This is a genomic window from Macrococcus sp. GL_134, from assembly GCF_057834705.1.
The window spans coordinates 1,148,680-1,168,872 of sequence record NZ_CM174409.1 but is presented as its reverse complement, the minus strand read 5'-3'; the positions used below and the strand labels follow the sequence as shown (position 1 = coordinate 1,168,872).

The 20,193-nt window shown below is 42.1% G+C and carries 21 protein-coding genes; 14 read left to right on the top strand and 7 right to left on the bottom strand.

The window, feature by feature from the left end:
- Positions 1–157 precede the first annotated feature (157 nt).
- From AC3IPL_RS05970 to AC3IPL_RS05935, 8 genes are all read left to right on the top strand, one after another.
- Positions 158–1,258, top strand: a complete 1,101-nt coding sequence (locus AC3IPL_RS05970) for a Glu/Leu/Phe/Val dehydrogenase dimerization domain-containing protein (protein ID WP_489239774.1) — start codon at positions 158–160, stop codon at positions 1,256–1,258.
- Positions 1,258–2,313 carry a butyrate kinase gene (gene buk / locus AC3IPL_RS05965; RefSeq protein WP_489239772.1) on the top strand — a complete coding sequence of 352 codons (1,056 nt, stop codon included), beginning with the start codon at positions 1,258–1,260 and terminating at the stop codon, positions 2,311–2,313. Before AC3IPL_RS05970 ends, buk begins: the two co-directional genes overlap by 1 nt.
- Positions 2,314–2,324: 11 nt before the next feature.
- Entirely contained in the window at positions 2,325–3,731 is a 1,407-nt protein-coding gene (lpdA, locus tag AC3IPL_RS05960; protein WP_489239770.1) for a dihydrolipoyl dehydrogenase, read from the top strand.
- Between the two features lie 11 nt (positions 3,732–3,742).
- Positions 3,743–4,723, top strand: coding sequence for a thiamine pyrophosphate-dependent dehydrogenase E1 component subunit alpha (locus AC3IPL_RS05955; protein WP_489239768.1), 981 nt, complete (start codon positions 3,743–3,745; stop codon positions 4,721–4,723).
- A gap of 2 nt (positions 4,724–4,725) precedes the next feature.
- The gene (locus AC3IPL_RS05950) at positions 4,726–5,709 is read left to right on the top strand and encodes an alpha-ketoacid dehydrogenase subunit beta (RefSeq protein ID WP_489239765.1); all 984 of its coding nucleotides are present in this window, start codon (positions 4,726–4,728) and stop codon (positions 5,707–5,709) included.
- A 12-nt stretch (positions 5,710–5,721) separates the two neighbouring features.
- Complete coding sequence (locus AC3IPL_RS05945) at positions 5,722–6,990, top strand: dihydrolipoamide acetyltransferase family protein (RefSeq protein ID WP_489239763.1); 1,269 nt, start codon at positions 5,722–5,724, stop codon at positions 6,988–6,990.
- A gap of 73 nt (positions 6,991–7,063) precedes the next feature.
- Positions 7,064–7,501 carry a BrxA/BrxB family bacilliredoxin gene (locus AC3IPL_RS05940; RefSeq protein ID WP_489239762.1) on the top strand — a complete coding sequence of 146 codons (438 nt, stop codon included), beginning with the start codon at positions 7,064–7,066 and terminating at the stop codon, positions 7,499–7,501.
- Positions 7,502–7,534: 33 nt separating this feature from the next.
- Entirely contained in the window at positions 7,535–8,512 is a 978-nt protein-coding gene (locus tag AC3IPL_RS05935) for an aromatic acid exporter family protein (RefSeq protein WP_489239760.1), read from the top strand.
- Positions 8,513–8,535: 23 nt separating this feature from the next.
- On the opposite strand, the gene prli42 is transcribed toward AC3IPL_RS05935, so the two are convergent.
- Positions 8,536–8,637 carry a stressosome-associated protein Prli42 gene (gene prli42 / locus AC3IPL_RS05930; RefSeq protein WP_149458611.1) on the bottom strand — a complete coding sequence of 34 codons (102 nt, stop codon included), beginning with the start codon at positions 8,635–8,637 and terminating at the stop codon, positions 8,536–8,538.
- Between the two features lie 65 nt (positions 8,638–8,702).
- Between prli42 and AC3IPL_RS05925 the strand changes: the two genes are divergently transcribed.
- Positions 8,703–9,812, top strand: a complete 1,110-nt coding sequence (locus tag AC3IPL_RS05925; RefSeq protein WP_489239757.1) for a M20/M25/M40 family metallo-hydrolase — start codon at positions 8,703–8,705, stop codon at positions 9,810–9,812.
- Positions 9,813–9,949: 137 nt separating this feature from the next.
- Positions 9,950–11,353, top strand: a complete 1,404-nt coding sequence (gene gndA / locus AC3IPL_RS05920; protein WP_489239755.1) for an NADP-dependent phosphogluconate dehydrogenase — start codon at positions 9,950–9,952, stop codon at positions 11,351–11,353.
- A gap of 84 nt (positions 11,354–11,437) precedes the next feature.
- On the opposite strand, the gene AC3IPL_RS05915 is transcribed toward gndA, so the two are convergent.
- Genes AC3IPL_RS05915 through zwf form a run of 3 tightly spaced genes read right to left on the bottom strand, consistent with a single transcriptional unit; the run spans position 11,438 to position 14,420 of the window.
- Positions 11,438–12,274, bottom strand: a complete 837-nt coding sequence (locus AC3IPL_RS05915) for a helix-turn-helix domain-containing protein (protein WP_489239753.1) — start codon at positions 12,272–12,274, stop codon at positions 11,438–11,440.
- 26 nt (positions 12,275–12,300) lie between these two features.
- The gene (locus AC3IPL_RS05910; protein ID WP_489239752.1) at positions 12,301–12,894 is read right to left on the bottom strand and encodes a hypothetical protein; all 594 of its coding nucleotides are present in this window, start codon (positions 12,892–12,894) and stop codon (positions 12,301–12,303) included.
- 47 nt (positions 12,895–12,941) lie between these two features.
- Positions 12,942–14,420, bottom strand: coding sequence for a glucose-6-phosphate dehydrogenase (zwf, locus tag AC3IPL_RS05905; protein WP_489239750.1), 1,479 nt, complete (start codon positions 14,418–14,420; stop codon positions 12,942–12,944).
- A gap of 107 nt (positions 14,421–14,527) precedes the next feature.
- On the opposite strand from zwf, the gene rnz reads away from it, so the two are divergent.
- Complete coding sequence (gene rnz / locus AC3IPL_RS05900; protein WP_489239748.1) at positions 14,528–15,451, top strand: ribonuclease Z; 924 nt, start codon at positions 14,528–14,530, stop codon at positions 15,449–15,451.
- Positions 15,452–15,494: 43 nt separating this feature from the next.
- Here the strand turns inward: rnz and proC are convergent, their stop codons facing one another.
- On the bottom strand, positions 15,495–16,298 hold the full coding sequence (proC, locus tag AC3IPL_RS05895) for a pyrroline-5-carboxylate reductase (protein ID WP_489239746.1): 804 nt from the start codon (positions 16,296–16,298) through the stop codon (positions 15,495–15,497).
- Between the two features lie 76 nt (positions 16,299–16,374).
- Between proC and AC3IPL_RS05890 the strand changes: the two genes are divergently transcribed.
- Complete coding sequence (locus tag AC3IPL_RS05890; protein WP_489239745.1) at positions 16,375–17,148, top strand: SDR family NAD(P)-dependent oxidoreductase; 774 nt, start codon at positions 16,375–16,377, stop codon at positions 17,146–17,148.
- Between the two features lie 40 nt (positions 17,149–17,188).
- On the opposite strand, the gene AC3IPL_RS05885 is transcribed toward AC3IPL_RS05890, so the two are convergent.
- Positions 17,189–18,115, bottom strand: coding sequence for an alpha/beta hydrolase (locus tag AC3IPL_RS05885; RefSeq protein ID WP_489239742.1), 927 nt, complete (start codon positions 18,113–18,115; stop codon positions 17,189–17,191).
- A complete protein-coding gene (locus AC3IPL_RS05880; protein ID WP_489239741.1) occupies positions 18,112–19,011 on the bottom strand; it encodes an aldo/keto reductase in 900 nt (299 codons plus the stop codon). Before AC3IPL_RS05880 ends, AC3IPL_RS05885 begins: the two co-directional genes overlap by 4 nt.
- A 63-nt stretch (positions 19,012–19,074) precedes the next feature.
- Here AC3IPL_RS05880 and AC3IPL_RS05875 point away from each other — a divergent pair, with 63 nt between their 5' ends.
- Positions 19,075–19,617, top strand: coding sequence for an NUDIX hydrolase (locus AC3IPL_RS05875; protein ID WP_489239739.1), 543 nt, complete (start codon positions 19,075–19,077; stop codon positions 19,615–19,617).
- Positions 19,618–19,695: 78 nt separating this feature from the next.
- Entirely contained in the window at positions 19,696–20,133 is a 438-nt protein-coding gene (fur, locus tag AC3IPL_RS05870) for a ferric iron uptake transcriptional regulator (protein WP_489239738.1), read from the top strand.
- The last annotated feature ends 60 nt before the right edge of the window (positions 20,134–20,193 follow it).

Genomic DNA, 20,193 nt, shown 5'->3' with positions numbered 1-20,193 from the left:
TTAAAAGTGATAAAATATCACTTGATTATTAATAGTAATTTAACAATTAATTAATACATTTGACGTGCTTTAGTTGAATTTATATTTGATTAGTAAAGTTTTTAATGTAAAATCAGAAGAGTAATGCGTTAATATAATCATGAAAAGGGGAATATAAATGATTTTCGAAAGACTAGAACAATATGATTATGAGCAGGTAGTATTTTGTCATGACAAAGCCAGTGGGTTGAAAGCTATTATTGCGATTCACGATACGACGCTTGGACCGGCTCTCGGTGGCTGCAGAATGTGGCCGTATGCATCTGAAGAAGAAGCTATTGATGATGCACTGCGCCTGGCTCGCGGAATGACTTATAAAAATGCTGCTGCAGGCTTAAATCTCGGCGGCGGAAAAACTGTTATTATCGGTGATCCGAAAACCGATAAATCTGAAGCATTGTTTAGAGCGTTAGGACGCTATGTACAAAGTTTAAATGGTCGTTATATTACAGCTGAAGATGTCGGAACAACTGTTGCTGATATGGATACCATTCACGAGGAAACAGATTTCGTCGTCGGCTTATCGGAAAGCTTCGGCTCATCAGGCAATCCTAGTCCGATGACTGCTGTTGGTGTTTATAAAGCGATGAAACGGACAGCGAAAGAAGCATTCGGTTCTGATTCACTTGAAGGAAAAACAGTATCTGTTCAAGGCGTAGGTAACGTTTCATACAGCTTATGTGAATACCTGCATGAAGAAGGAGCGCATCTCATCGTCACAGATATCAACCAGGAATCCATTGACCGTGCAGTAAAAGCTTTTGACGCAAAAGCCGTTGCACCGGATGAAATTTATTCAGTGGAAGCGGACATCTTTGCACCTTGTGCACTGGGCGGCATATTAAATGATGATACAATCCCTCAGTTAAAAGTGAAAGCCGTGTGCGGTAGTTCTAATAACCAGTTGAGAGAAACTGAAAAACATGCGAGTATGCTTGCTGACAGAGGAATTATTTACGCTCCTGACTTCGTCGTCAATTCCGGCGGTGTGATCAATGTAGCTGACGAACTGCATGGTTATAACGAAGGCCGTGCTACTAAGAAAGTTGAAGAGATCTATGACCAGATGGATCAAGTATTTGAAATTGCTAAGAGAGATAATATTTCAACTGCACTGGCGGCAGACCGTATGGCTGAAGAAAGAATCGATCAAATGATGAGAGTCAGAAGTACGTTCAGTATAAATGAACATTCATTGATCTCAAGAAGAAATAAATAATGGCACGGATATTAACAATCAATCTTGGTAGTACTTCTTCCAAAATAGCTTTATTTGACAACGAGTCATGCATGATTTCAGAGATTTTGAGACATTCGGTTGGTGAGGTGAGTGGGACTGTAGATGAACAGACTGCATTTCGACTGCAGGTTGTCATTAACTTTCTTCAAAAACATGATATCTCATCTTTTGACGCCATCGCGGCACGCGGCGGACTGTTAAAACCTATCGCCGGTGGTACATATAGGATCAATGACGCTATGATTGCTGATTTAAGAGCATCCAAATACGGCAGTCATGCTTCAAATATCAGTACATTGCTCGGTGCTCAGCTCGCGAAGGAATATGGTAAACCTGCCTATATCGTTGATCCGGTAGTCGTTGATGAGATGGATCCTATCGCGAAAATGACAGGATTAAAGCAGTTGGAACGTAGAAGTATCTTCCATGCATTGAATCAGAAAGCTGTCGCTAGAAACTATGCTGAACAGATCGATCGATCATATGAGACATTGAATTTAATCGTTGCACATCTCGGAGGCGGTATATCAGTCGGCACACACTATAAAGGACGCGTCGTTGATGTCAATGATGGGCTGTCAGGTGAGGGACCATTCAGTCCTGAACGTGCTGGATCGCTGCCTGCCAATCAGATAGCCCGTTATGTCATTGAAGAACAGTTGACAATTGATGAGGTAGCAGCATTATTGTCGAAACAAGGTGGTTTCGTTTCACATTTCGGAACGACTGATGCTGTAGCAATTGAGCAGCGCGCTGAGGCAGGGGATGCCGAGGCATTACTTGCCTATCAAGCAATGGCTTATCAGATTGCTAAATCTATCGCTTCAGCAAGCATCTATTTCAACGGTCAAGTCGATCAAATCCTCATCACGGGTGGACTGGCTTATAGTGAGCTGCTGATTAATATGATCAGTGAACGCGTCAAGTTTATTTCAGGTATAACAGTGATGCCCGGAGAAAAAGAAATGGAAGCACTGGCTGCAGGCGTACGTCGTGTGTTGAATCAAGAAGAACAGTCAAAAGTATATGAATAAGGGAGAGAATTATGGCCAATGAATATGACTTAGTCGTACTTGGTGGAGGAACAGCAGGCTATGTGTCTGCTATTCGTGCCTCTCAATTAGGTATGAAAGTTGCAGTTGTCGAGAAGGAGAAGTTAGGCGGTACGTGTCTTCATAGAGGATGTATTCCGACTAAAAGTTTACTCAAGTCTGCTGAAGTCTACTCTTATATTAGACACGCTGAGCAGTATGGCATTCAGGCAGCGAGTGCCAGCTATGATTTCAAAGATATCAGAGCGCGGAAAGATGCCGTTGTGGCTCAAATGTATGGCGGCGTTCAGCATTTAATGAAAGCTAACAACATTGATATATATAACGGCACAGGTAGAATCCTTGGTCCTTCAATCTTTTCACCTCAAGCAGGAACTATATCTGTAGAGAATAATAACGGTGACTCTGAACTGCTGGTCAACAAACATGTGCTTATTTGTACAGGGAGTAAACCACGGGAACTTCCGTTTCTACCGTTCAATCATGAGACAGTATTATCAAGTGATGATATGATGACGCTTGAAACATTGCCGTCTTCGATGGTGATTATAGGTGGTGGTGTCATTGGGCTTGAGTTTGCTTCATTACTGGCTGATCTGGAAGTGAAAGTGACGGTCATTGAAGCAGGGACATCCATTATCCCAGCTGAAGAGAAGAAAATCAGCAGGGTTCTGCAGAAAGAACTGGAGAAAAAAGGGATTAATTTCTATATCGGAGAAAGCCTGTCAGCTGATAATATCGTTCATGACGATCAAGGAATCACGTTTAATTTGTCAGAAACGATACATGCTGAAAAAACACTCGTTGCAATCGGCAGACAACCGAACAGTGAGGATATCGGATTGAATAATACAAAAATTAAATTAAACAATGACTTTATTGAAGTCAATGAATATTATCAGACGAATGATTCCCATATTTATGCGGTAGGTGATGTCATCGGTAATCTGCAGCTCGCTCATGTAGCGACTAAAGAAGGGACGATAGCCGTTGAACATATGAACGATGCTGCACCGATTACGCTTGATTACAATACAGTCCCTAAATGTATCTATACCAGTCCGGAAGTCGCAAGTATCGGCATGACCGAAGCAGTCGCTAAAGAGGCGGGATATGACACGCTGACTAAAGCTGTTCCGTTTGCCGCAATCGGCAAAGCGGTGATCAGTGGAGACAGCAGTGGGCAGGCGGTACTCATAAAAGATAAAGAGACGGATGAAATACTAGGGTTATCGATGATTGGTCCGAATGTTACTGAAATCATCAATGAAGTAGCTCTGGCAAAATTCATGAATGCATCGACACTTGAACTCGGCTTGACGGTTCATGCACATCCATCAGTGTCAGAAATTCTGATGGAAATCGGGCTGGCAAGTGAAGATCGGGCCATTCATATATAGGAGGAATAGTTATGATGGATTATAAAGCGGCGGGGTTGACGACGGATGACTTAAAAGCTATGTACCGTTCGATGCTGCTCGGTAGAAAACTTGATGAACGGATGTGGTTGTTGAACCGTGCAGGAAAGCTGCCGTTCGTTATCAGCTGTCAAGGACAGGAAGCCACACAAGTTGGCGCTGCCTACGCACTCGAACAAGGAGATATCACTTCTCCGTACTACCGTGACCTTGCGCTCGTCACACATATGGGGATGACACCTGAAGAAACGATGCTGTCTGCTTTTGCAAAATCCGGTGATATTTCAAGCGGTGGCAAGCAGATGCCGTCACATTTCAGTAAAAAATCATGCGGCATTTTATCGCAGGGTTCATGTGTAGCCACACAAGTGCTGCATGCAGTCGGCGCAGCGCTTGCATTTAAAATGGATGATAAGAAGAAGGTTGCACTGACAACGCTTGGAGAAGGATCAAGTAACCAAGGTGATTTTCATGAAGGATTAAACTTTGCAGGGGTACATGATCTTCCTTTCATCTGTATCATTGAAAACAATAAATATGCAATCAGTGTGCCGCATACACTGCAATATGGTGCGGATAAATTATCGGACCGTGCACTCGGTTACGGCATGCACGGTGAACATATTGATGGGAATGATCCAGTAGCTGTCTACAAAGCTGTCAAAGAGGCAAGAGAACGTGCACTGAACGGTGAAGGTGCGACGTTGATCGAAGCGATGTCAACACGACTGACTGCGCATTCTTCTGACGACGATGACAGTTACCGTTCTAAAGAAGAGCGGGCGTCCAATAAAGAATTGGATTGTAACATCAGATTTAAAGCCTATATGATGGAACATAAGGCAGCTGACGAGGCGTGGTTTGAAGACATTGACAAAGAACTCACAGCAATCGTCAACGATGCAACGAAAAAAGCAGAGCAGGCCCCTTATCCGGCACCGGAAGAAGCACTGCTTCATGTTTATGGAGGTTAATCATGGCTAAAATATCTTATTTAGAAGCGATTCATCAGGCGATGGCTGAAGAAATGGAACGCGACAGCAATGTATTTGTCATCGGCGAAGATGTCGGTAAAAAAGGCGGTGTCTTCGGCGTTACGAAAGGACTCCAGGAGAAATACGGCGAGTATAGAAGCATTGACGCACCATTAGCAGAATCAAATATTGTCGGAGCATCTATCGGCGCTGCTATGGTGGGTAAGCGGCCTGTTGCAGAGATACAGTTTGCAGAATATATTTTACCAGCTACCAATCAGATTCTGAATGAGGCAGCAAAAATCAGATATCGTTCTAACAATGACTGGAATTGTCCACTCACGATTCGCGCACCTTTTGGCGGCGGTATTCACGGAGCGCTGTATCACTCACAGTCCATCGAGACGATTTTTGCATCAACACCAGGACTTAAAGTGGTGATTCCGTCCACTCCTTATGATGCAAAAGGACTATTAAAAGCTGCTATACGAGATGATGATCCTGTACTTTATTTTGAACACAAAAAAGCATATCGGTTATTGAAGCAGGAAATTCCTGAAGAAGATTACATCGTACCGATCGGCAAGGCAGACTCTAAACGTGAAGGTGATGACATCACAGTCATCACTTACGGTCTGTGCGTCAATTATGCACTACAGGCAGCTGAAAAGCTGGCAGCTGAAGGTATAGAAACTGAAGTGGTTGATTTGAGAACCGTCTATCCGATCGATAAAGAATATGTCATCAATGCCGCTAAGAAAACAGGAAAAGTGCTGCTCGTCACAGAAGATAATCTGGAAGGCAGCATTATGAGTGAAGTGTCAGCAATCATCGCTGAGAACTGTCTGTTTGACTTGGACGCGCCGATCAAACGACTGGCAGGTCCGGATGTACCAGCCATGCCTTATTCACCACCGATGGAAGATTTTTTCATGGTGAATCCTGAGAAAATAGAGACTGCAATGCGCGAGCTTGCAAACTTTTAATGGAGGTTAATCATGGATATTACAATGCCTAAATTAGGTGAAAGTGTACATGAAGGAACGATTGAAAACTGGCTCGTTAAAGTGGGCGATACAATCAATGAATATGAACCGCTTTGTGAAGTCATTACAGATAAAGTGACTGCTGAAGTGCCCTCTGTAGTGACTGGTACCATCAGTGAGATAGTTGTTGAAGCAGGAGAGACTGTCGATATCGGGACAGTCATCTGCCGTATTGCGACCGATGAGGAAGCGTCCGGCAGTGAAGCGCCGGCATCGGCTGAAACGAAAGCATCAACAGAAGTGAAAGAGTCAGTGAAGCCTGCCGCACAGCCTGCTGGGCAGAAGAACAACGGCAAGTTTTCGCCGGTCGTCTTCAAGCTTGCCAGTGAACATGGTATCGATCTTGCGCAAGTCACTGGAACAGGATTTGAAGGGCGCGTCACAAAGAAAGATATCATGAATGCGATAGAGAACAGTATGCCTGAAGCACCGATATCAAGTGAACAAAGCAAGGCGCCTGAACAAGCGGCAGCTGCTGTTTCTGCATCCTCATCCGTACCGGCTGCAAAACCGGCACCTACTGCAGGCGAAACCATTCCTGTCAACGGTGTGAGACGTGCGATTGCGAATAAAATGGTGCAAAGTGTCACAGAAATTCCTCATGCCTGGATGATGATTGAAGTCGATGTCACTGAGCTCGTTAAAACGCGCAACAAGCATAAAAACCAGTTCAAGCAGCAGGAAGGTTACAATCTGACATTCTTCAGCTTCTTCGCCAAGGCAGTGGCAGAAGCATTAAAAGAATTTCCGATGCTGAACAGTTCATGGCAAGATGATCAAATAGTTATCAATCAAGATATTAATTTATCGATTGCTGTCGCAAGTGACGATAAACTGTATGTTCCAGTCATTCATCATGCCGATGATCTGTCCATTAAAGGAATCGCGAAGCGGATCAGCGAACTCGCTGACAAAGGACGCAGCCATCAGCTCAGCAGTGCCGATATGCAGGGCGGAACATTCACACTGAACAATACCGGTTCTTTCGGTTCTGTTCAGTCAATGGGAATTATCAATCATCCACAGGCTGCTATCCTTCAAGTTGAGACCATTGTCAAACGTCCGGTCATCATTGACGGCATGATTGCGGTTCGTGATATGTGTAATCTCTGTCTGTCGATCGATCATAGAATTCTGGACGGGCTTGTGGCAGGGCAATTTCTGCAGCGCGTCAAAGCTAATCTTGAACAGATGACGGTTGACCATACTTCTATCTATTAATCAAACAACTCTCTAGATTATTCATGTTGAATTATGTAATATGATAATATGACTATATGAAGAGGTGTTAGTAATGGAAATGGATTTTAATCTGTATATGAATCAAGTTGTAGATACGGCACGTCAAGAAATCGAAAGTGCAGGATATCAACAGCTTCGTACAGCTGAAGAAGTAGAAGCAACGCTTGAACAGCCAGGAACAACGTTTGTCATGGTCAACTCGGTATGCGGGTGTGCCGGTGGTATTGCACGCCCTGCAGCGGCTCATGCATTGCATTATGATAAATTACCAGACCGCCTGGTCACTGTATTTGCAGGACAGGACAAAGAAGCAACGGCGAAAGCACGAGATTACTTTGAAGGTTATCCACCATCAAGTCCGTCGTTTGCTTTAGTCAAAGACGGCAAGATTGTGACAATGATTGAACGTCACGAAATCGAAGGACACGACCCGATGAGTGTGATAACTAATATCCAAGCCCTATTTGAAGAATACGGGGAGGAGAGATAAGCCTGGGGATTTCCCCCGGCTTTATTTTCATTTATGCTGAATTTTTCTTTAAAAACTTATCGCATCGGCTACAGAACGATAAAGACGGCAGTTGGAATGGCACTTGGTGTGTTGATTGCAAAGCTGCTTGGTCTTGAAAATTTTTCATCTGCAGCGATTATTGTTGTACTGTGTGTCAAAAATACAAAGATTAAATCCATGGAAGCCGCGATGTCGCGTGTTGTTTCATGTATGATTGCTATCTTGTTCTCATATGTCTTTTTCGAGTATCTTGGATATAACGCTGTGGTCCTTGGACTACTTGTACTGTTCTTTATTCCGGTCACGGTCATGATCGGCACACAAGAAGGTGTAGTGACCGCATGCGTCATTATGCTGCACTGCTTTAACTCAGGCCATGTAACGCCTGCTTTGATGCTGAACGAAATGATCTTGTTAGTAATCGGTGTCGGTATTGCTCTGCTGCTGAACAGTTATATGCCGAACCGGGAACAGGAGCTTGAACAGTACAAAAAAAGGATTGAAGGCGATTTTCAGCAAATACTCGGTCAATTCAGTGACGCGATTAAATATATCGATATTAAACTAGAACCAGACGTCCTTGATCTGTTGAACGAGACGATTGAAAAAGCTAAATCCATCGCCTTTATGGATGTAGAAAATCACTTTGTACGAAATGAAAATTCCTATTATCATTATTTTGATATGAGAGGTGAGCAGGTTGAACTGCTCTATCGTATGGCTGAATTGATCAATGAAATGAATCAGGCGGATAAAATCCATAATCGATGCAGTGATATACTAGCAGCTATGAGTCGCGGCGTTTCAAGCAATGACTATACAGCTATACGTCTCCATGATTTATATGAAATCAGTCTGGATATGGAAAATCACGATCTGCCTAGTAATTATGAACAGCTTAAGTCTAGAGCAGCAGCGATGCAGCTCATCAAGGAAATAGAATCATATTTGAACGTCAAATCCAAGTTTGGTTCTTTGAAAAAGTATTAAAAAAAGTCTACGATGAAGTAGACTTAGTTTGCGAGTAATGGGATTAAACTTGAGAGAATCAATGATGCGACAATAGCAATCAACATCAAATAGATAAATATTTGTCTGAAACGTTTGTTATTCAAGTCATGTCATCCTTTCTTGTTTTGTTACATTATAGCAAATTCAAATATAATTGAGGAGTGAACACATGATTAACCAGCAGCGATTAGTAGATACTTTTGTCGAACTTGTTAAGATTGATAGTGAAACCGGTCATGAAAGAGCCATTGCAGACCACTTAAAAGGATTATTTTCAGGTCTTGGACTTGAAGTGATAGAAGATGACAGTCAAGAGAAGACAGGATTCGGTGCAGGTAACTTGATTATCAATATGACAGGTAATATGGAGCAGACACCTATTTATTTCTCCTGCCATATGGATACAGTGACTCCAGGTCAGAACATTCAGCCTGTCATTAAAGACGGAATCATTTCAAGTGACGGGACAACTATTTTAGGGGCGGATGATAAAGCGGGTATAGCGACAATGATCGAAGCAATCCGGGTCATTCAAGAAGACGAATTATCACATGGTAATCTTCAATTTGTCATTTCCGTAGGTGAGGAAAGTCAGCTCGTCGGAGCTAAAGCATTCGACAAGAAATACTTAACGTCAGAATTCGGTTATGCGCTTGATTCAGGCAATACAGTGGGAACTATTGTCACTGCTGCACCCTCTCAGGCAAAAGTCGAAACAGTCATCAGCGGTGTCACTGCACACGCCGGGGTTGCTCCTGAAAAAGGAATCAGCGCGATCAATATTGCAGCAAAAGCTGTAAGTCGTATGACACTAGGTCGTATTGATGAAGAAACGACTGCCAATATTGGACGTTTTGAAGGTGGCACGGTCACTAACATCGTAGCGGATAGCTGCTATCTGCTTAGTGAAGCAAGAAGTATCAATCAGGAAAAGCTGGATAAGCAAGTGGCGCATATGAAGGAAACATTTGAACGGACAGCAGAAGAAATGGGCGGGAAAGCTGATGTCAATATCATTCCTGCTTATCCTTGTTTTAATGCTGCTGAAGATTCCAAAGTAGTACAAATTGCAAAACAGGCTGCTGAGAATATCGGAATTACACCTGAACTGATCCATAGTGGCGGGGGCAGTGATGCTAATATTTTCAATGGTCTAGGAGTGCCGACAATCGTCCTTGCTGTTGGCTACGAGGAAATTCATACTAAAAATGAAAGAATGCCGATTGACCAGCTTGAAAAACTGACTTCTCAAGTGCTGGAAATCATCAAGCTCGTTTAATGATCTGCTTTAAGAAGAATGGATGAACAGCCATTCTTTTTTTATTCAACAAAGGGTGCAGGCAGTCTTTCTTTTTAGTGACCGCCCTTCTACTATGTTATAATGATTGAGTAAATTACTAGGAAAGAGGTATGTACATGACTAAACAGCAAATCGGTGTCGTCGGTCTTGCCGTAATGGGTAAGAATCTGGCTTGGAATATTGAATCAAGAGGATATTCAGTAGCAGTTTTCAACCGTTCTCCTCAAAAAACAGATGAAATGGTTCAGGAATCTGAAGGTAAAAACATCTTCCCGACATATTCTCTTGAAGAGTTTGTAACGAGCCTCGAAGTGCCGAGAAGAATTTTGATGATGGTCAAAGCAGGTGAAGCAACTGATCATACGATTGAAAGCTTGATCCCACTTCTTGATGAAGGAGACATCTTAATCGACGGGGGTAATACGAATTACCTTGATACGATCCGTCGTAACAAATACTTGTCTGAAAAAGGTCTGAACTTCATCGGTACTGGTGTTTCTGGTGGTGAAGAAGGTGCTTTGCATGGTCCATCCATTATGCCTGGCGGGCAGAAGGAAGCTTATGAATTAGTGAAGCCGATATTAGAAGACATTTCAGCTAAAGCAACTGACGGTAAACCATGTGTGACTTATATTGGTCCTGATGGTGCGGGTCACTATGTAAAAATGGTCCATAACGGTATTGAGTATGCGGACATGCAGTTGATTGCAGAGAGCTATGACTTAATGAAAAATGTCCTTAAAATGGATCATCATGAAATTGCTGATACATTCGATGAATGGAATCAAGGGGAACTTGACTCTTACTTGATCGAGATTACAGCAGATATCTTCCGCAAGCTAGATGATGACGGTACACCGCTTGTTGAGAAAGTGATGGACAAAGCCGGTCAAAAAGGCACAGGAAAGTGGACATCTATCAATGCCCTTGAATTAGGTATTCCACTTACAATCATTACTGAATCAGTATTTGCACGTTTTATTTCAGCTCAAAAAGATGAACGTCAAATCGCTGCAAAAGAATTTGTTGGTCATGAATATTCGTTTCAAGGTGATAAAACAGAGTTTCTTGAGCAGATTCGTCAGGCATTATATATGAGTAAAATCTGCAGTTATGCACAAGGATTCAGTCAGATGAAAGTGGCGAGTGAGTCTAACAACTGGAATCTCCAGTTAGGTGATCTCGCTATGATCTGGCGTGAAGGCTGTATCATCCGTGCACAGTTCCTGCAAAAAATTAAAGATGCTTACGACAACAATGCTGACCTGCAGAACTTGCTGCTTGACCCTTACTTTAAAGACATCGTCTCTAAATACAACGGGTCTTTACGTAAAGTGACTGGGACTGCAATCGAAGCAGGATTCCCAGTTCCATCGTTTGCAGCTGCCATCTCTTACTTCGATAGCTATCGCGCTGAAGACCTGCCTGCTAACTTAATTCAAGCGCAGCGTGATTACTTCGGTGCCCATACTTATGAACGAAAAGATAAAGAAGGTATCTTCCATACTGATTGGAAGTAAAAAGAATTTTTAAAATTTTATCTATCAAACAAAAGGACTTAAATCACTCTGATTTAAGTCCTTTTGTCATGATGAAATTCATTGTCACTGAATAGGCAGCACAAAGGTCATCTTAGTATAATCACTGTCAAAATCAAGATTCAGCGGTAATAGGGAAAGGTAATAGTCATTTTTCTTATAATCCAGTGTCACAGCAATCTGCTGTTCAATGGACTGCCATACTTGATTATAGAGGAAATCAATGTGCCCTTGTTCGCGGAATACAGCTGCTTTTGAAGCCTTAATGTATTCAATCTCAAGCGTTGTACTCCCGTCAAAAGGAACGCCGTAAAATACTTCAATACCTTCATTCGATGGATGGACAGAAACATAGAACAGGTGAGCTGTAGTCAGTTTCTTCAGTTCATCCAACTGGCCTGTTTGGTCAGCATCATATAACAGGTCAGCGATTAAGAAATGGTTATAAAGTGCTTCATTAGGAATGAATACTCGGTAGCCGGCCAGTCTGGCTTCATGGAAATCCTGGATGCTGAATGACAGCGGCGGCTGATCTGTGACACCATATTTGACATATAGTCTGTTAAAGAGTTTCAAAGAATCTTTGCTGGTTCTTGCAAGTACGGGTGATATCCCATGATAATCACTGAAGTCAGCAGAAAAGCTATGGGCATCTTTGTAGCCGTAATCACTCGCTACATCAAGCAGTCTACGTTCACCATGTATAAGATCAAGCGCCGCTTCAGATAATCTTCTTCGGTGCACATATTCAGTCGTGTTCATGCCGCAGATCATAGTGAATGTCTGATTAAGATGATAGGCGGTGACACCGATATAATCTGCCATCTCATCTAAGTTAACTGTGTCCAGCAGATGGTCTTCAAGATAGACGATGACCTGCTGGACCATTTTTAATGCTTCCATTAAATCACACTTCCGTTAGTTATTCTTCATCCGAGCTGATAAATGATGATCATATCATTCTCATCATCTGGATACTGTGCTAGTGGTATCCGCTTAATTTCATTGAAGATATTCAGCTGATGGATGGCATCAATATATTCCACCTTTGCATAATATAATATCACTAAAACCCTATGTTTGTAAGAAGTGTGGGTAAGGAATTGATAGAGCACTGATTTGAATATATCAGCTGAAAAAGGATTGAAGAAAAAGAGTATCGATTCGCTGCCAGTGAACTGATAATCAGTGACATTGATATTTAATGACCGGATATCGTAATGACTTTGATGGTGCTGCTGATAGGATTCAACGTTTTTCATGCCGTCCATATACAACGCTTTGTTCAGTTCAATTCCAAGTGTATGGATAGGAAGCAGATAATTCATAAAAATAGGGACACGCATTAACCCGGAACCGAAATCGACGAGCTGTTCATTATGGTGAAGTAGCGGTCTGATGGCTTCAGCCAGCATCACAAGGTCGTTATAGGCTGTCGGTTCATATCTATGGTAATGCGTAATGACAGGAAATTGGTGATGCTCTTCTTCAGTACTGATATGCAGCAAATCATCATAATTCATAGCAATTCTCCTATAAAAAACCTCTTCCACTGTGGAAGAGGTTCATACTAAAAATCCCACCAGTGAAGGTTATCCTGGCTGAGTAACAGCTGGCTTTTGATAGGACCGTTTGAACCCGCTGGATAATTAGGGAACGGTGCAGGATTATCATTCCAATACTTATCCACTGTATCAACATAACTCCAAGTTGCTTTCAATTCTTCCCAGTGGGTGAAGTTAGTTGAATCGCCTCTTAAACAGTCGTAGATAAGACCTTCATAGGCATCTACTGTGTTCATTTTATCTTGAGTCGTCAGTGCATACGATAGCTTCACAGGTTCTGTATCGATACCTTCAATGTATTTTCTTGCATTCAGATGAAGTTCCAGACCTTCATTCGGTTGAATGTTGATGATGAGCAGGTTTGAATCCAGATGCTGGTCTTTCTTGTAGTAGAGGTTCATCGGTACTTCTTTGAATTCCACTACGACGCGGATTTCTTTTTCTTTCATCCGTTTACCCGTTCTAATGTAGAAAGGAACACCTGCCCAGCGGAAATTATCAATCATCACTTTAGCAGCAACGAATGTCGGTGTATTCGACATCGGGTTGACATGATCTTCATCACGATATTTCGGAACTTCTTCACCGTTAATGACACCTGTGTCATACTGGCCGCGGACAAAGTAATCTTTGACTTCCGATTCAGAGACGTGCCGGATGGAACGAAGTGCTTTAACTTTTTCATTCCGAATATCTTCAGATTGTAGAGAAATCGGTGGTTCCATCGCAAGTAATGATACGATTTGCAGCATGTGGTTTTGCACCATATCCTTTAAAGCGCCGGAGTTATCATAATAACCGCCGCGGTCTTCGACACCAAGAGTCTCTGAAGATGTAATCTGTATATTTGAGATGTACTTATTGTTCCAGAGAGGTTCGAACATCGCATTACTGAACCGGATGATTTCAATGTTCTGCACCATATCTTTGCCGAGATAATGGTCGATACGGAAAATTTCTTCTTCCTTGAAGGATTTCGTGATCTGCTTGTTCAAAGCTTCAGCAGTCTTTAAATCTGTACCGAACGGTTTTTCGATAATAAGTCGCTTGAATCCTTTAGTTTTGGTCAGACCACTTGATTTCAATGAATCTGTGACTATCCCGAAAAATTCAGGTGCCATAGCCAAGTAGAAGAGACGATTACCTTCCAGTGAGAATTTCTTGTCAAGTTCGTCAGACAGCGTGACGAGTTCATCATAACTTGCCAGATCATTGACATCATTAGATTGGTAGAAGACATGCGTCAAAAAGTCCTCGATGCGTGATGTATCTTTGACATGTTCAGTGATAGATGCCTGAATTTCGCTGCGGAACTTTTCATTTGTCCAGTCGCGGCGGCCGACACCGATAATTGCGACATGTTCATTAAGATTATTCTGTTGATAAAGATGGAACAGCGATGGAAACAGTTTCCTATGGCTCAAGTCACCTGTTGCACCAAAGATTGTGATTAAACATGGTATGTTTTGTATTTCAATATCCAACTGAGTAACCTCGATTCGTTAAAAGTCTTTTTCATTTTTTCATAGAATCTCTGAAAATACAAATAAAACATGCTATAATGACTTGATTAATTGAGCAGGTGAATGAAATGAAAATTACTTTTTTAGGAACAAGTGCAGGTCTGCCGACAAAAGAAAGAAATACACAGACGACTGTTCTTGACTTAAATCCCTTATATAATGAATACTGGTTGTTTGATGCAGGAGAAGCGGCGCAGCATCGAATTCTTAATACTTCTATCAAACTTGGAAAATTAACGACGATATTTATCACGCATCTCCACGGAGATCATATTTTCGGCTTGCCGGGATTATTAACATCACGCAGCTTTCAAGGGGGAGAAGGCAAACCGCTGATAGTCATTGGACCGAAGGGTATCAAACTATTTATTGAGACAACGCTGACAGTATCAGCATCTCATTTGAATTATCCTCTTGATGTGATAGAGATTGATGGTGATGACCAGTTGTCTGTCCATGATGTAACGATAACAGCCGGTGCTCTGAATCATGGTATCCCGTCTTTTGGTTATCGTCTACAGTTTCCCGATAAGGAAGGAAGTCTGTTGCAGCACAAACTGATAGCACTTGGCATTGAGCCGGGACCTATCTATAAGCAGTTTAAAGCAGCGGAGATCGTCGAATACGGTGGTCAGAAACTGCAGACGTCTCACTTCAAAGGGCCGTCTGAACCCGGCAAAGTTGTGACATTTTTTGGTGACACTATGCCTGCCTTCAATGAAAATGTACTTGCCCAGGACGCAGATGTGATCATCCATGAATCTACTTATCTTGATGGCGATCATGACTTAAGCCACAAATACTTTCACAGTCATATCGATGATCTGATTCAGCTTGCGGAATCAAGCGCCGTCAAAATGACTCTCATCAATCATGTCAGTAATCGATACACGAAAGAACAAATCGAAGTACTTACCGCAAAGATACGGAGTGAGCATCCGGACTTTAACTTTCAAATTACTGAAGATTATATGACTTATGATATCGAATAAGCAAAAACAGTAGACACGGCGTCGTGTCTACTGTTTTTGTGTATTAATTGGATAGTTCTTTACTTCGTTTCAATGCCTGCTGCAGGCAGTCCACAAAAATATCTTCGATAGGATGCTGTCTTAAAGCGTCAAGACCTGCTTTTGTAGTGCCACCTTTTGAGGTGACATTCTCACGTAGTTCTGCCATCGTTAAATCACTTTGTTCAAGCATCTGTCCAGTGCCTATAATTAAGTGTCGGACCGCTTCATCAACATCTTTTTCAGAAAGTCCGACCTTTTTTGCAGCACTTAAATACTGTTCATATACGTAGTATAGAAATGCCGGGCCACTGCCTGTGACTGCTGTGACCTGATGCTGCATCTCTTCTTCAACTTCCAGCGCGGAACCGAACGAATTCAGTATGTTATAGATTTCTTCTTTGTTCGCGTCATCAAAAGAATCGGAGAATGTAATGCCGGTCACTGAATGTTGCACTTGGGCGTTGGTATTCGGCATGATTCTGGCAATAGGATTTGATGTTTGAAGGATGGTCTTGATTTCATGGATAGACAGTCCTGCCATAATGGAGATCAGATGATTTTCAGGTCTGATTTTGCCTTTGATGCGATCTGCAAGAGCCGGAAAATCATACGGCTTCGTTGCAAGAAAGACGTAATCCGCCCCTTGTAATAGGTCATCATCATCATAACTATAGTTAACATTGTATTTTTCCTGATAGTATTTCAACAGTGATTCACTAGAATGGTTGGTCAGATAGATGTCATGACTGTGTAGCACGCTGCTCTCAATCAGGCCGGTAAAAATCGCACTCGCCATATGACCTGCGCCGTAAAATACAATTTTCATTCATTTACACCTCTGTCATTTTATTATTGTCTATACTAGTGTAACATAACCATATATCAGCATTGGAGATGAAATCATGATAGGAAAAAGGTATTTATTGACCGGCGGCACAAGTGGGCTGGGTGAAGCAATGGTTTTGGAACTGGTCAGCCGTGGTGCTTTTGTGACGGTCATCGGCCGAAGCGAGGAGAAACTAGCAGCATTACGGGCAGCTTATCCTGAACGACTCGATGTTATCAAAGCAGATTTGAATGAACCGCATGAAGTTGAGCGTATCCGGCACCTGCTGACAGTCAATCAACCGATATTTGATGGACTGATCAATAATGCGGGCTTCGGTTACTTTAAATCGTTCATGTCTCATACGCCTGAAGACATACACGATATTATCAATGTTAATTTGACACAGACACTGCAGCTCACACATATGGTCATTCCTTATTTGCGTGAGAATAGTTCAATCGTCAATATTTCCTCGCAGGCTGCGAGAGTGACAACGCCGTATAGTGCTATCTATGCTGCTTCAAAAGCAGGCTTATCGTCATTCAGCAACGCACTTCGTATGGAGCATCCTGATCTGCATGTGATGACAGTACAGACGGGACCTATTGCGACATCATTCTTTAGTCGTGCAGATGAGAGCGGTACATACGAAGGATTGACGAAAAAGCTTCAAATCGATAGGTATCAGTTAGCACAAGAGATCATCGATGGTATATTGACTAAGACATTAGAAATCAACCGGCCCCGATGGATGCATATGAGTTTGACGCTTTATAATCTCTTTCCAAGACTGATTGAACAGCAGCTTGAACGTGCTTTTATGTCGAAGAGCTTTGACTCTGAATGATGGAACGTGTCCGCTAAGGCTTTAGGCGGACACGATGCTGTTATTTGACAGGCAGCAGCTGATACGTATCCAGGAATTCAATGACTTTCTTGCGATACGTCACAGGATTGACATTGTAGCTTGCTGCATGACTTCCGTACTCAGGATACCATTTCATCTTCGGACCTTTTTTCTTATTGTAGAGATCAACCGAATGCGTGTAAGGAATGAATGTATCAGGCTTAGAATGAATAAACAGTACCGGTTGTTCAATGTTCTCAACGATTTTAATCGGTGAGACAGCATAGAGAGAGAACTTAGAGCGCAGTCTGAGGAAGATGTTGACGATTTTCAGCAGAAAGCCCGAACCGATTTTGAGCTTCATTCCAATAATATGAGTGAGCTCTTTTTCAAACGATGAGAACGAACAGTCGGAGATGTAAAACTGCGCTTCATTCGCAAGTTCTCCGGCATAGAGCAGCATCGTAGCAGCACCCATCGATTCTCCGTGTACCCCGAATTCTATATCAAACCCGTAATTCTCCTTTAAATGAAGAATGACTGCTTCAAGGTCATATTTCTCGTAATAACCATAAGTAGAATATACACCGCCGCTTGCACCGTGTCTTCTATGATCAAAAATAATCGTATTAAAACCGAGACTAAGAAATAGATTCATATATTTTATTGAGGAAATCTTATTTTCAGTGACACCATGACAGAAAATCATCCATTTTTTATGGGGATATTTTTTTACGACTTCAGCGTCAAGAAGATAGCCGTTTGTTGAAGCAATACTGACTTTCTTGGGATTTAACGCTTGATATGCCTGCTCGTCGAGACGCTTTGCCTTGATTTCTCTCTGTCTGATGACTTCTACATCCCGCAGTCTAAAATTCAGTATATGATGACTTGCGAGAATACCTGTCACTGCAAGAAGAGAAGAAGTGGCAGCAGCGGTTATTGTTACTGCTGTCTGCCATTTCATGATAGATGGTCCTCATAATTCATATCTTTAAAGAAATGTCGGGTAGTGGGACCGGCATTTTTAACAGCTTCATAATGCGCAAGATTGGTTTCGAGTTGTTCAGTGCGGCTGGCACCACAGATGATGGATGCCACGGGCTGGTCAAGCAGATAACGCATAGAGCTCTCAGTCAGTGGTGCATCTTTTGCGGCTTTAGCCAATGTTTCAGTTAATTCCTGCTTGCTGTAATCCATAATCCCATCGTTGAATTTCTTGTCTGCGACTTCAGAATATTTATCTGTCAGCAGTCCTTTCATGATTGGGCCGCGTGCCAGAATCTTGACATCATGCGCAGCGATTTTGTCCGTCAGCATTTCAGGACGATTATCAATCATATTGAACTGCATCATGATGACATCGATATCACTGTGTGTTAAGTAATAATCGATGACATTAGGACGGATGGAACTGATACCATAGGCTCTGATCAGACCGTCATGCTTTAAAGTATTGAATGCATCGATGGTTTCCTCCATATTATCTTCAATTGTTCCCCCGTGCAGCATATATAGATCGAGATAATCCACATTTAATCTTGTCAAACTATCTTTGACGCTTTTTAATATATGAGCTCTTGATGGATTCCATTTGACATCATCATCTTCATAATTGAATTCATTTCCGACTTTTGAGCCGATTAACACGTCGTCACGTCTACCTTCTTCTTTAAGAAATCTACCGATTAATTCTTCGTTTTTGCCTTTTTGATACAAGTCAGCGGTATCGAAGTAATTGATGCCCTGCTCAATCGCCGTAGTCATGATCTTTGATGCCGATGAGTAATCGTGAGGCAGATTCATGCAGCCAAGACCTATCTCAGAAAGTTTCAGTCCGCTTTTTGTCTGTCTAAAATTCACAAGCAATCCCTCCTAGTGGTATGATAGTTATAGTTTAACATGTAGTGAAAAGAGGACAAAACAATGACATTTGAAGAACGAACAATAAGCATGGAAGAAATTTATAACGGCAGAATCATCACTGTGCAAAAACATAACGTCACGCTGCCGAACGGACATACAACAACGCGGGAAGTCGTCAAACACCCTGGAGCAGTGGCGATACTTGCTATCCATGAGGACAAAGTACTGCTGATCAGACAGTTCCGAAAAGCAATGGAAGAAGTACTGATTGAAATTCCTGCAGGTAAAGTCGAACCTGGTGAACGACGTGATGACACTGCGCGCCGTGAATTAGAGGAAGAAACAGGTTATACAAGTGACCATTTGACTCATGTTTATGATTTCTATGTATCTCCTGGTTTCTGTGATGAGTTGATTTCACTCTACGTGACGGACCAGTTGATTCCATCAACTGAACTGACAGCAGATGAAGATGAATTTGTTGAAGAAATGTGGGTTCCTGTCGATGAAGTCAACCACCTGCTGCTTTCCGGTCAGGCGAAGGATGCGAAAACGATACTTGCCTTGCAGTACTTGCTGCTTAATTATAATAATTCTAAATAGATAATCATTAGTAGTTGCAAAGTGAGCTGTTTATTGCTATTTTATTAATATATATTAGGGTGCTAGGGAAGGTGACTCATGCAGGAACGAATTCAAAAAATTAAAGACCAGCTGCACGCAGCTTCCTACAAATTGACTCCACAAAGAGAAGCAACAGTAAGGGTACTGCTTGAAAATGAATCAGACCATCTCAGTGCTGAAGATGTCTATTTAAAAGTCAAGGAAAAATCTCCTGAAATCGGGCTTGCAACTGTATACCGGACATTAGAGCTTCTTGCTGAACTCAAAGTAGTCGACAAGATTAACTTCGGAGATGGTGTTGCTCGGTTTGACTTGAGAAAAGAAGGAGCAGTGCACTTCCATCATCATCTTGTATGTATGGAATGCGGTGCAGTAGATGAGATTGAAGAAGATCTTTTAGATGAAGTTGAACAAAAAGTTGAACGAGATTACAACTTTAAAATAATGGACCATCGTCTGACATTCCACGGAATATGTCATCGATGCCATCGTTAACCGCAGTCAACAGGCATGCGGTTTTTTCTTTGCTTATAAAAAGATTATGGTAAACTTAAG